Origin of the sequence: Bradyrhizobium monzae (assembly GCF_021458635.1) — a bacterium.
Classification (GTDB): Bacteria; Pseudomonadota; Alphaproteobacteria; order Rhizobiales; family Xanthobacteraceae; genus Bradyrhizobium.
Window position 1 is genome coordinate 591,696 of sequence record NZ_JAIRDQ010000003.1, and the last position, 13,356, is coordinate 605,051.

General features: G+C 57.1%; 9 protein-coding genes. 7 read left to right on the top strand and 2 right to left on the bottom strand.

Features of this window, described 5'->3' with window-relative positions; translation table 11 throughout:
• Window positions 1-166: 166 nt before the first annotated feature.
• Complete coding sequence (locus tag K3F49_RS16310) at window positions 167-1,666, bottom strand: O-antigen ligase family protein (RefSeq protein WP_234681954.1); 1,500 nt, start codon at window positions 1,664-1,666, stop codon at window positions 167-169.
• On the opposite strand from K3F49_RS16310, the gene K3F49_RS16315 reads away from it, so the two are divergent.
• From K3F49_RS16315 to epsC, 4 genes are all read left to right on the top strand, one after another.
• On the top strand, window positions 1,665-2,984 hold the full coding sequence (locus K3F49_RS16315) for a hypothetical protein (RefSeq protein ID WP_234681955.1): 1,320 nt from the start codon (window positions 1,665-1,667) through the stop codon (window positions 2,982-2,984). The two genes, K3F49_RS16310 and K3F49_RS16315, sit on opposite strands and share 2 nt — an antisense overlap.
• Window positions 2,984-4,093, top strand: a complete 1,110-nt coding sequence (locus K3F49_RS16320) for an acyltransferase family protein (RefSeq protein ID WP_452101104.1) — start codon at window positions 2,984-2,986, stop codon at window positions 4,091-4,093. The genes K3F49_RS16315 and K3F49_RS16320 overlap by 1 nt, the downstream gene beginning before the upstream one ends.
• A 99-nt stretch (window positions 4,094-4,192) precedes the next feature.
• Entirely contained in the window at window positions 4,193-5,485 is a 1,293-nt protein-coding gene (locus K3F49_RS16325) for a lipopolysaccharide biosynthesis protein (protein WP_234681956.1), read from the top strand.
• A gap of 81 nt (window positions 5,486-5,566) precedes the next feature.
• Window positions 5,567-6,163, top strand: a complete 597-nt coding sequence (gene epsC, locus K3F49_RS39190; protein ID WP_276575385.1) for a serine O-acetyltransferase EpsC — start codon at window positions 5,567-5,569, stop codon at window positions 6,161-6,163.
• A 25-nt stretch (window positions 6,164-6,188) separates the two neighbouring features.
• On the opposite strand, the gene K3F49_RS16335 is transcribed toward epsC, so the two are convergent.
• Window positions 6,189-6,662 carry a serine O-acetyltransferase gene (locus tag K3F49_RS16335; RefSeq protein WP_234681957.1) on the bottom strand — a complete coding sequence of 158 codons (474 nt, stop codon included), beginning with the start codon at window positions 6,660-6,662 and terminating at the stop codon, window positions 6,189-6,191.
• Window positions 6,663-7,501: 839 nt separating this feature from the next.
• On the opposite strand from K3F49_RS16335, the gene K3F49_RS16340 reads away from it, so the two are divergent.
• The 3 genes from K3F49_RS16340 to K3F49_RS16350 all read left to right on the top strand — a co-directional run bounded on the left by K3F49_RS16340 (window position 7,502) and on the right by K3F49_RS16350 (window position 13,313).
• On the top strand, window positions 7,502-10,519 hold the full coding sequence (locus K3F49_RS16340; protein WP_234681958.1) for a hypothetical protein: 3,018 nt from the start codon (window positions 7,502-7,504) through the stop codon (window positions 10,517-10,519).
• Window positions 10,520-10,860: 341 nt separating this feature from the next.
• The gene (locus K3F49_RS16345; protein ID WP_234681959.1) at window positions 10,861-11,997 is read left to right on the top strand and encodes a glycosyltransferase; all 1,137 of its coding nucleotides are present in this window, start codon (window positions 10,861-10,863) and stop codon (window positions 11,995-11,997) included.
• 161 nt (window positions 11,998-12,158) lie between these two features.
• Window positions 12,159-13,313, top strand: coding sequence for a polysaccharide biosynthesis/export family protein (locus K3F49_RS16350; protein WP_234681960.1), 1,155 nt, complete (start codon window positions 12,159-12,161; stop codon window positions 13,311-13,313).
• Window positions 13,314-13,356: the final 43 nt, after the last annotated feature.

Here is a 13,356-nt window from a genome sequence, read left to right on the forward strand (position 1 = left end):
AAAGGGAACCAAAACCAGCCATACTCTAACCTTCATTTTGGCAATCTCTTTCCGAATTTTTTACGTGTAGAAGTCGCATTTGTATAAGCGATTTCCCCAAAGGGGTGAATAGCTTTAAGAAAATGTAACCCAAAGGGGTGAATAGCTTTAAGAAAATGTAAATTGCCTAGTGCCGAGGCGGGCGCTCCAGAGTGGATATTGATTGCGCCAGGCCACATCCCACAATTGCGGCAAATAACACTGCAAAACCCGTTACTTGCACCGAAAAATCAACGCATGAATGCAGTGCCCCGAGCAGAAAGACCGCAGCCCCCGTGGCTGGCATATAATTGTCACGTCGCCTCGCAAAACTGCCCAGGCTCATTCTTCCGAAGAAAAACACTGCGAGACCACACACGAGAACCGTTAAAGGAATGCCCGCGGAGACCAACATCTCAAGCGGAGTACTGTGGGCCTTGTCCCAGATTCCCTGACTTCCAAGATCTGCCGTCCGGAATGCAGGAAATGCACTCTCGAAATTGCCAAGCCCCCAACCGAATAGCTCGTGGCCCGTCAACATCTCCAGCGTTGTGCGATAGACCTCAAGCCGTCGCGGGTCCCCCATCCCGAACATGCCGACGCGACTGCTCGCCATTCCGCCGATCACAAAAAAAACAACGATAGCGGCCAAAGCCACCATTCCAGCGACCAGCCAGTAGCGCTTCAACTGGTCTCGATATTGCATCAGTTGCAAATTGGCCAGGAAGGCAAGGCCGAGGAGCGTGAGAAGAACGCCGGCGCGAGACCCTGTCATGCCAACGGCCGTGAGACATGCAAGGAGGCCTGCGCAAAGAGCTATGGGATGATCGACAAAGGAGCGTTGAACCCGCCGAGGGCCGCGCTGGGCAAACCACGTGTGGGACGACAATGCCAACAATTGCCCCAGGAACAAAACCGCGCAGCAGCCCCAAAAGGCCGCTGCTGTATTTCGATTAACGAACGTTCCAGTGGCGAACGCGAGATAGTATTCCTTGGTCCGCCATAAGAGCTTCGTAGGAACAAAAAGCTGAGCAGCGATGCCATAGACAGCATAGGCGAAACCAGCATATGCAGTCGCCTTCAGCAGCGATCTTGCAGCTTCTTCGTCTGTTGCAATCAAATAGGCTCGCGCAAACGCCAGGGCAAAGAGCAAACAAGGGCCGAACGCCACCCACGGAACTGAAGCTGTTACAGAAAGGCGATCCGGCAGCGTCAGCCCGGCAAGTTTCCGGGCCACCTCCCATGCCGGACTGGCGAGTTCAAGACTGACACCGGGCCAGATTTGAAATACCGCCAATGTGCAAGTGAATAGCAGAATGACCGCCACCGAACCCAAAACCCAGAGATCTGTGTAACACACGCGCGACAGTTCGGCGGTCGCGAGGCTGACGACCAGGAGCGCAGTCCAGATCCAGACCCAGACCAGATCGACAGAGCCGAATGGCAGAGGCGCCGCCAAGATCACAAAAAATGCGATAAACTGAGATATCCGATGCACAGCAACAGTTTCTATTTGGAGGCCAGGCAATCGGCCATCATTCGGTTGGGCTTGCCGCGCAGAATGAACAAAATCGACACACCATGTGCGAGCCTGTGCCCCAGACACATCCGTCGTTGAAGACACGAAGTATTTAACGAAAGCCTTCATGATGGATCAACCGAAGACGCATTCCGAAGACCAAAAAACGACGCCTGCGATCTGGACGCTTCCAACCCTGGAAGGTCTCGCAGTCATTCTTTATTTTGGGCGCGACGCCTTCGCTGGCGTGGTTCGGTATTACGCCAGCCTTACTCATCTCGACCCGCTTTGGTTCGTCCCGGACATCTTCGCATTCGCCTGCATTGGCGCCTTCATCTACCGGTACGCTTTCAAGAGAACGAACGTTCTTGCGATTCTATTCCTCTTATATGTGCTGTTTGCTCTGTTCCTGGGCTACGTCTTCCTCGGCGAAGTCAAGGGACTGGCTTCGTCCATCAAGATGATTGCTCCGGCCTTTGTTGGATTCTGCTTTTGCGGCCGCGATTTCAAGGATCAAAAATTTCTCCTGAAGTTCATCTACTTTCTCCTGTTCGCCTCCATCATTGGCATCATGTGGTCCGCCCACACGCGCCTGCCGTGGGTGGCCTTCTCATATGAGTCTTTCGGCGCCACACGAACTGCCGCGCGGCTTTGGTGGACCGGAGGCGAAAGCCGGGTCTCCGGGTTTGCCGCTGATAGCACCATGGCGGCATATTTCGTCTTGATCACCTACGTCTTCACCTCGGTTCGAAAGAGCGCACTATGGTGCCTGCTTTGGGCGGCACCCGCCTTTTATGCGATCCATCTCTCGACGAATAAGACTGCGCTCGGCGTATTGGCGATCTATATCGCCGCCCTGCTATTCGTCCGTGCATTCAACGAAAGACACCGGTTTTCCGCACTTCGCTCGATTACGCTGTGGTCGTTCACCTGCATCCTGATTCCCGCAGTGCTCATGCTGACGCTCAGTGGCACGAACATGGCCCGGATCGCAAAGGGCCTCTACAGCTTGCAGGATCGCATCAATAATAGCTGGCAGCTGCCCTTCGTATACATGAACGATCTGATGCCACTCGGCTATTTCACGGGCTGCGGATTGGGATGCTTCAACTACCCTCAGCAGCTGTTTTCAAACAAGGTTAGCTACTACGTGCCCGTGGATAATTTCTATATCGGTACGTACCTGATGTTCGGTCCGATCTTCGCGCTTTTCATGCTCTTCGTCATACTGGCCGTGGCGAGAACACGGGACATCTACAAGCTCACCGTGGTCTTCGTCATGAACTTCTACACCATTACGGTTCTGGGCTACGGACCTGCCAGCGGCCTCTTGGTCATCACCATGGGATTCAGCGAAGTATTTGGCGCGAAATTGAGGTCACGCACCTTTAGTGCCGAATCCAATGCCATCGGACGGCAGCCTATTCTAAGAGTAGCGAGCGGGTGATGAGGCTCCCCAGATTGCCCAACGAGCGGATAGATCCCATCAACACCACATCTCGCGAGGGAGCCCGTCGCGCCCACACGAAGCAATTCGAGCCCTCAATTCAAGGTTTGCGAGGTCTCGCAGCTTTGAGTGTATTGCTCGTCCACCTCTATGACATGCCAATGCTGGCCGGCTTCCTTCCAGCCGTGCCCTCGTGGCTGGACGCGACCGTGGGAACCTTCGGCCGTGGGGTCGAGGTGTTCTTCATGATCAGCGGCTACCTCATTCCGGCGAGCCTGGTTCGGCACAAGTTGATCTCGAAGTTCTTCTACGATCGATGCCTGCGCATTCTTCCGGTATTCGTTACCTTCCACCTCATCCTTTTCGCCATTGGCCCTTTGGTCGGATACAAATTCTTCAAGGACATCGACGCACTGAACTATCTGAAGATTTTCTTCGCCAACCTGCTGTTTCTTCCCGACATCCTCAATCTTCCTCTTGGCCAGCAGAATGCCTGGACTCTCACCTATGAGTGGGCCTTCTATATCTGGTTTGCGGTTGCGTTCTATTTCGCGCCGCGCTCGCGACCAGCCACGGCGCTCGTGGTCGTCGCGGGCTGCGTTGCCATGTTCTATTTTCCCATCGCCGCCTACTTCCTGATTGGCCTCGTTCTCGGCGCGGTTGAGCTGCGCATCAGGGCACAGGGCTTTCCTGGGCTGATATTCAGCGTCGCCTGCCTCGCGCTGATGTATGCGCTGCTGGAGTATGTACATCCGTTCGCAGGACTGATCCCTGCGTTCTTCCTGTTTTCGACCGTGCTGAATCCAGACTCGACTATCGCGCAGTTATTGTCGAAGGCTGCGCCGCAATTTGCTGGCAAGATCAGCTACAGCCTCTATCTTGTTCACCCTTTTGCGCTCTATCCGCTCCAAGTGATCGGGAGCAAACTGGTCGCGCATGGCTATTCACCGTGGGCCGTCTGGCCGATGTTCGTGATAGTCGGCTTGCCCCTCTCGTTCGTGGCGTCGACCATTACGTACGAGTTGATCGAAGTTCGAATGAGGCATGCCATCGCGACATTCCTTGGAGATTCGAAACGAAGATCCCTCGCCGAAGCGCGGAATGACTAGCTACGCGAACGAAGTGCTGGCGGCGTCACTTCTGCAACGTTCGCCGCCCCCTCACCTTTGACAGGGCTTGCACGATATGCTTGGCCTTCGTCATCGCGGATGATGACGGTTCTGACAATGCGCATTCCCCGGAAATTGATTGCCCTAACGAATGTCCTCATTCGATCCGCGACGTTGGCGCTCCGTTTCTTACTTTCCTTCTACATCATCAAATATCTCGGTTACGACGCGGCGGGCGTCTACGGGCTCACGGTTGGCGTCACGGGCATTACGCCGGCGCTGATCGGCTGGGGGCTGAACTATTTCGTCGCCCGCGAGGTCGTCGGCCTGTCTCCGTCCGAGGCAGCCTTGCGGATTCGAAATCGCCTGTTCATCACAATCGTCTCGCTGACATTGGCGACAGTGGCGATGATCCTGTTCTCCTATTTTTCCCAGCGAACGAGCGCCGCCCTCTTCGTGTTGATCGCGATCCTTGCCTGGTTCGAAACAATCGCGCTCGACCTGCACCTGCCGCTGATCGGCCTGGGCAAAGCCCTGGAAGCGAACATTCTCGTCTTCATACGCTCCGCCGCTTGGGTCCCCTTTATCGTTGGTCTCGGCCTGGCCTTCCCGCAACTCCGCTCAATGGAAGCGCTGTTGTCGGCATGGATCGTCGCCAACGTGCTGGCGCTCGTCCTGCTCGGCGTCATGTCGCGGCGATGGGATTTGGGCAGGATACTCAGCCGGCAAATTGACTTCGATTGGATCCTCAACCGGCTGCGACGATCCTGGCATATCTATATCAGCGACGTCAGCCTCGTGGGATTGATGTATCTCGACCGATATATCGTTGGAATTTTTCTTGGGCTGTCGGCAACCGGTATCTACACCTTCTTCTGGTCGCTCAGCAATTCATTGCAGACGCTGGTTTCGACCGCCGTCGTTCAAACTGCGCTGCCCACTCTGGTGAAAGCCTTCCCGAGCGAAGATCGCTCCGCCTGGAAAAATGCCATCACGGTCGAATTCTACAAAGTGATCTCGATTTCGGTCGGAATGGCACTCGTGATTTTCGCGGCGAGCGAAGTCGCCCTGCGCTATATGTCGATGCAGGGCCTGAGTGAGCATCACGGGCTCTTCCTGCTGCTTCTTGCCGCGTCCGTGCTGCGTGCGTGTTCCGATCTTGGAAATGTCGCAATGCTGAGCACGCAAAAAGATACGTCATATGCCGCCATCAACATAATCGGGGTCTTCCTTTCGACCGGCATGACCTGTGTTGGCGTCGCATTCTACGGCCTCTCCGGCGCAGGCGTGGCGGCTTTTACCACCGCGATCATTCTCTTGCTGTTGCGGGTCTGGCTGCTCGCGGGCCTCCTTCGGCCCACTGCGTCACCCCTACCTGGAGGCGATGCCTAACGTCGACCAAACGGCCTTGCGCTGCAAAAGAAAGACCTTAAGCTTGCCGGCAGCCAGTGCCGCATCGCGGAGCGACTCTTTATGACCCGAACGACGAAGATTATCGACAAGATCCGGGAGGATCTTGCGCACTACGCGCTGCGAGAACACACCGGCGTCAGCCTCGCCTTCGTCGCACGCATGTTCCTGTTAACTCCCGGATTTCAGTTCGTGCTGTCTTTACGCATCCAGGAAGCACTGTTTCGGATACCACTCGTCGGCAGACTCCTGCGTCGCATAGCCTGGTGGGCCTCATGCCTTTTCTTCGGATCAGAGATAGCGTTGGCTGCCGACGTGGATGGAGGACTCTACGTCCCCCATCCATACGGAATTGTCGTAGGGGCGAGCGACATCGGAAAGCGCGTCACATTACTGCAACACATCACCATCGGCCGAAAGGACCACTCCGATCGAGGACGTCCTCGGATCGGTGATGGAGCCTCTTTGATGGCGGGCTGCGTCGTCGTTGGAGACATCACGATCGGTAGCGGCGCAATCGTCGGCGCCAATTCCGTCGTACTGAAGGACGTCCCGCCGAATTCCGTAGCGATCGGCGCTCCGGCCAAAATACTGCGGCGCGCCGACGATCCGATCAGCACCAACGACGAATTGCAGGACGCAAAATCCCAGGTCGCTTAGGATTGCCAGACGCGCGACGAGCGTCTCAGCCGGCCTTGGCTCTTGATTTGCCTTCTCCGACGATCCGAGCGGGAGCTCCTGCCACGCAGGCATGATCGGGAACATCGACCAGAACGACTGAATGTGCCGCAATGACGGCGTTACGTCCAACCCTGATTCCACCCAGCACCGTTGCGCCGGTGTAGATCACTGCTCCGTCTTCGATCGTGGGATATGCCGCAACGTCTTGCGAAGTTCGGCCAAGCGTAACGCCCTGATAGATCGTCACGTCGTTCCCGATCACGCTCCCCTCACCTATGACGACACCGATCGGATGCGGTAAACACAGTCCGGAACCGAGCCGGGCCGTGACGGCAATGTAACACCCATATGACGTGATCGTACCTCGCCAAACAAGTCGTGACAAAATTCTAGCCATCTTGCCGCCGCGATTCAGCCAAATCGCGAGCCGCGCGCGCATGACGACGCAAAAACCCGGCGATGTGACGATTGCGATCACGCCCCCCAGCCAACCCTCGCGCCCAGCGTTTCGCGAGAGATCTCGCCTCCAAGTACTCATCCGCAACCTCTTCCTTCGGTCGATCAATCGCGCCTAGTGTACGAGTTCCTAAGCGATGCCGCGCGATCAGTCACGAGTTCCTTGTAACACTGTCGTTTGCCATGTTTGTAGCGCACTTCGTAACCATTCCGCGGCTGGTCCCGCTCTCACCATGTCAGCTGGCCCGTGTGGGTTGTTCGAATGCGCGGAAAGCAGGCAGGGACCGCCTGGCCACCCAAACCCGCCAATCGCGGCGGCTAGGCTTCAACGATATCGACACACACAGCGCTGCCGCGCCCGGTCGTTCCGCCCCGCCGGTTTGCAGTGCGCCTCGCAACGTCATTCGATATTGAGCTCCGGTCCGAGGCTCATCCTCCGAAATTACCAAGCTTGATATGGCGCCGTTTGGCAGCGCCGGTTCCATCGAACGTCCTCATAACAAGACGGCCACATGAGGGCCTCGTGCGCCCGGGTACCTGACAAAACAGGCTAAACGACTCGTTAGTAATCGCGCTTGTTCGTCCGACGACAATCTCCGCGGCATGATTCGCGACAAGCTAACGACGTCCATCATCGAACACGTGTCGCGCAAATTCAGAGTCATTCGTCTCGCGCTGACCAGGAGGCTGATTACAACAGAGGCAATCATCGCGCGGAAACTACGCACCGGTTCCGAGACCAGCGACAAGAGTTCCGCACTCGGACACGCGACGACGCAAATTTGAGGTACTTCGAGCACGAAAAATTCCAAGTCGTGTGAGAGAGATTGGGGAAACTCTCAAGCTTGGAAGTAAGTCGCGATGGCAACGTCCAGCACATCCTCCACCGTCCATTCGGCTCAGGCCTTTGTCGCTTCGATCGGCGTCAACGCTCACACGGCCTATTCGAGTTCCTCTGCCTACGCTTCTTACGGCGACTCGAGCCTGATCCTCGACGACCTGCATTATCTCGGCGTCACCACGATCCGTGACGCGCTGCCGACGGATCCGAACGCCACTCCTGTGGTCAACGCGCTGGCCGCTGCCGGCGTGAAGTTCGACTTTGTGGTCTCGTCCGATCTGCCGGCATCCAGCACAGCAGGGCTCGCGCAATTCATGGCGTCGCTCGACAGCTTCGTCGCGAAATACCCCAATAGTATCGTGGCAATCGAGGGGCTCAACGAAGCGAACATCCAGGCGTTCAGCTACAAGGGCAGTTCGTCGATGGCGGCGGCTGCGCAGTTTCAAAAGGATCTCTACACCGCGATCAAGGCCGACGGGCATCTCGGCGGCGTCTCTGTTTATAATCTTACCCTGGGCCTGAACGACTCTGCGGCTTATGCAAAGCTCGGTGACCTCTCGAAATACTCCGACTATTCGACGTCCCACGCGTATGTCGCAACGTCGACGCCGGAGAATTACGGCATTCAATATGGCGTCGACGTTGCCGCAAGCAGCTCGCCGGGCAATCCCTCCGTCATCACCGAGACGGGCTACACCACGCTTGCGAGCTACTCCGGCCTCGGCGTTGACCAGCTCGTGCAAGCCAAGTCGATCCTGAATTCTCTGGTCGACGCGTTCAAGGACGGCGTCAGCAAGACCTACCTCTACGAGCTGCTCGACCACGGCAGCAATTCCGACCCGGAAGGACACTTCGGTCTGTTCAACGCCGACGGCACCCCGAAACTGGCCGCAGCGGCGGTTCACAATCTCACGACCATTCTCTCTGACGACGGGAGCGGCGGCCGGACGCCGGCGACGCCGCTCGCCTACACGATCAACAATCTACCGACGAGCGGCAACAGCATGGTCCTCGCCAAGAGCAACGGCGCGTATGAGCTGGTCGTCTGGGCCGAACCCCAGCTTTGGAACGACGCAAAGGATACCGAGATCTCCAATCCGGCGACGCAGGCCAAGGTGCACCTCGGCAGCGTGCACAAGACCGTCACGATTTACGACCCGTTGAATACGAGCAAGCCGATCGCGGTTTATACCAACGTCCAGGACTTCACGCTTCCTGTCAGCGACCACCCGCTCATCATCGAGATCGACGCTCCGACAGCATCGGCAACCACGCCGGCCGGCGAAACCGCTGTCGTCGCCACCTCGGCGGCGGTCGTGGCCGATCTGTCGGACCTCAATGCGGCTGGAACCGTCAAATCCATCACGTTGACCGACACGCATGTGCTGACGGTGTCGTCGAAAGCGACGATGGACTACATGATCTCGCACTACGCCGGTGTGCTTTCGACGATCAAGGGCGGATATTCGTTCGCCGTGACAACCTCGACGTCCACCTGGAGCCTCACCGAGAACTACGACTCGACCGGCAAGCTCACCTCGACCGACCAGACCGCCTACCAGAACGGCGTCGCCGCGTACGATCTGGTCACTTACGCCGATGGCACAACCGCCGCCTCGAACTTCGCCAACGGCATCAAGACGCAGACCACGGTCACCCATACCGACGGATCCAAAGACGTTACCGTCTACGAAATCACCGGGAAATCCTATGTCACGCTGGTGACATCCACGAACGCATCCGGGGGCGTCGTCGAAAAGAAGTACATCAGCGCCGATGGCAGCACGGTCGATGATCACTTCAATTCTTCGGGCGCGCTCGTTTCCGAGACCAAGACCAACGCAGACGGCTCCTCAAGCTCGACCCTTTACACGAATAGCGTCAAGGCAGCGGCGTTCGTCACCAACGCCGATCAAAGCAACGACAATTCCTTCTACAACATCAAGGGGCAGAGCTATACCTCGGAAGTCCTGCACGTGAATGCCAGCGGCGCAGTCATCTCGGTCGTCCGCAGCCACGCCGACGGGACGCTGGACTACACCGAGACGCACGGCTCGGATGGCAAGGTCACGTCGACAAATTTCGACGCGAAGGGCGTAAAGGTCGCGCAGGCCACCACCCATACCGACGGAACAAAGGACATCTACGCGCTCAATATCCAGCAGAAGCCCTACGCGTCCGAGCACAGCCACTTCGACGCCTCGGGCAATCTTACGCTATTCGAGCGCTTCCACGCGGATGGCAGTTACGCCGAAAAGGCCACGATGCTTGGCGGCACGACCGTTACCGACAATTACGATTCGAAGGGCGCGCTTGCCAGTGAGCTGGTGTTTGGCGCCGACGGGTCGACGTCGACGTCGCTGTTCGTGGATGGCGTGAAGACGAAAATGTACATCCTGAATGCAGATCACAGCCAGGATAACTACGCCTACGGCGTCGTCGGCCAATCATGGGTCAATATCGTCCAGCACGCTGACGCCGCCGGGAAGCTTATGTCGGCTGCGCGCACGCATGCTGATGGCACCCTCGACTACACGCTTGGGACGGGCTCGGACGGCACCACAACCGCGACGTATTACGACGCTAAAGGCGTCATGGGATCGAAAGTCGTTACACAAACCTCTGGAGTCCGGGACGTCTTCACTTTCCTGACGACCGGCGTCCAAGACAAGAACTACGCAGCATCGGGCGCGCTGCAAAAGACGGACCTGCTCAAAACCGACGGTACGCATGTCGAAACGGCAAACGCCGCCAACGTAACGCTTCGCGGCGGGAGCGGAAACGACACCTTTGCGTCGGCCGGTTCAACCAGCTTTGTGTTTGACCGAGGCAACGACCGGATCCAGAACTTTCATGCGGGGACGGCCGTTGATCACGATGTCATCAAGATCTCTCAGTCGCTCGTCGCCGACTACAGCCATATGAGTGTCTCCCAGGCTGGAGCCGACGCAGTGGTCCATCTGGGTGACGCTGGATCGATCCTGCTCGCACACGTCAATGCGGCTCAGCTTACACACGCCAACTTCCTGTTCGTGTAGCCTGAAGAGAGCGCAGGCTTCTTCTGCGCTCTTGAACCGTGCATTTTCCAGCATCCCGCGCCAAGGCGCTGTGGTCTATCCGCATTGCGCGGTAAAACATGGACGGTGCCTGCAGCGAGACGCGGCACCTTGTCATGTCGGCTCTGCGAGGATTCCGCCCGAAGCAAGAAAAACAGACCAACGACGTTAGTCGTGGCCATGAATTGCCACAAATTTCAATCTTAGTTAGACGTACCAACAAGAGGTTCGCGCTCCCGCCTTGCTTGGGAACGCAAATGCGGAATATGGTTGGAATCTGAGTGTTATGTGGATTAGTATGTCTCGATCAAGCCACTTTTCGAATGACGCATGATTTCTCGGGGCTAAGAATAGTCCATATTGCCGAGACGGTTCGCGGCGGAATCGCAACCTATTTCAATGAACTGCACGTCCTTCAATGCCAGACCTTCGGTCAGGAGAACGTGCACTATCTTGTTCCGTCGGACCACAGGGACGATCTGATCGGAATTTCAGATGCGAACATTGTCGCGTTCGACCGCTCAGGTCGCAACCTGGCCAGCCTGCTGAGGCTGGGTCTGGAGACGATACAACAAGTACGAATTGCCCGACCGGATATTGTGCACGTTCACTCCACGTTGGCTGGTATAATCGTGCGCACAATGTTGATGTTCGTTCGGAATAGGCCCGCGGTGGTCTATTGTGCTCACGGCTGGGCATTCTCTCGCGACACGTCGCGGTTGAGCAACTACGTCTCCAAGCTGACAGAATGGCTGCTGGCCAAGGTCACAGACCGAGTTATCTGCATCTCGATGAACGAATACTCCGCAGCCCGCGACGCCGGCATTCCGGAGGAGAAACTCAACTTCGTTCTGAGCGGCATGCGCAATGAGCGCCTAAGTTCCGACCCAGCTGCCCCTAACTGGAGCACACAGAAGCTAAAGGTCCTGTTTATTGGGCGCCTTGATCGGCAGAAAGGCTATGACTTCCTCATTGAGGCTGCTCAGCAGCTCGATAGCACTATCGACGTTCGAATGATTGGTTCCGCAGTCGTCAGTGAGGAAGGTGACCACGCCCTGCCTTCAAACGTCACGTTGCTCGGCTGGCTTCCGCGCACGAGCATCGAGACGCAGCTCAACCTCGCGGATATCGTCGTCATCCCGTCGCGCTGGGAGGCCTTCGGCTTTGTCGCGCTCGAAGCGATGCGGGCGCGCAAGCCGATTTTGGCATTTCGAGCTGGGGCTCTGCCGGAAATCGTCGAAAACGGTGTAACTGGCTTGATTTGCGATCCAGTTGGCCCGCAAGCTCTCGTTATGGGATTGAAGGAAGCTGCACGAATTGACCTGCCGGCGCTTGGGGAGGCGGGCTATGAGCGCTTCATTTCCGTGTTCAGCGTCAGCCGAACGCACGAGCAGTTGCTCAAGGTTTATGCTAGCGCATTAAGATTAACTTCGAAGCAATTGTCAAAATTGGCGCTCTGACCAGGGCTACGTGGCTCAAATGCAACAAGGCCGGCCGAATCTTCTTGGCCGGCATGCCAAGCGTTGGTCCAAAATCTCGCACCTGCTAAAAGGTACTTAGGCGAGAATTGAGAATAGGAAGCGCTTTGTTACAGTCATTGTTAAGAGTATCCTCAGCGCTCGTGATCGCCTTCTGCCTTGCGGGTTGTGGTGGATTCACGCCGCAAGATGCGCCGAATAGCGCCGCGATCGTTTCCAATGCAGCGCTGACGGTGGCACCAAGCCCACCGCTTCCGTACGCCGTTCTGGCGGTAGACCCCGGAATCATGAAGTGGGCAAATTCCATCAGCGACCGCAGTGGTGGCTCGTTCGGCAGGTTAGCGGGTGGTGACTACAAGGATATCACCATCGGTGTGGGCGATATCGTCGCCGTGACTATCTTCGAAGCTCAATCCGGCGGCCTCTTCATTCCCCGAGAAGCCAGCGTACGGCCGGGTAATTTCGTCGAGGTTCCTCGCCAGCAGGTTGATCAGTCCGGTAACATCACGGTTCCATATGCTGGCTCGATAAAGGTTGCTGGCCTCACGGCCCGTGCAGTTGCCGACGTCGTGCGAGAGCGTATCAAGAACCGCGCCATTGATCCGCAAGCCGTGGTTTCAGTTGTCGAACAGCGCGGAAATCAAGTCAGCGTCCTTGGCGAAGCCAACGCACCGCTGCGTTTCCCGATCGATCCCGGCGGCATTCGTGTCCTGGGAGCAATCGCGCGCGCAGGCGGCCCAAAATATCCTTCGTGGGAAACGAAGGTCAGAATCAAGCGTGGAGCCCGAACCTATATCGAGACGATGAGCTCGATCGTCCGGCATCCGGAGGAAGATGCCTTCCTTGCGCCCGGAGACGTCGTCTATCTGTCGCGGGAGCCTCGAATCTTCATGGTCTTCGGGTCGACGCCCTCACCTGGCTCCATCGGCGGCACGAACAACCGCAGGTTCACGTTTGAAAACGACACGATGACGCTTTCGGAGGCCATCGCAAAGGCGGGTGGCTTGGACGGAGCCCGGGCAAACTCGCCGTCGGTCTATGTCTTGCGGCTTGAACCCAGAAATCTCCTGAAGTCGGCGGGCATCGATGTCGAGCGTTTCAGGGGCGATCTCGTCCCGACCGTGTACAATTTCGATTGGAGCAAGCCGGACGGGATGTTCTTTGCCGACTCCTTCCAGATCCGGGACCACGACGCGATTGTCGTATCGGAATCTCCGAGCACCGAGTTGCTCAAATTCTTCAGTCTGATGATCGCCGGAACGGACACGGCTGTGAACATCCAGACACTGAGCCGGTAACGCCCGTTCACACTGGATCGTACCCTCACGCAGCGCTGCAATC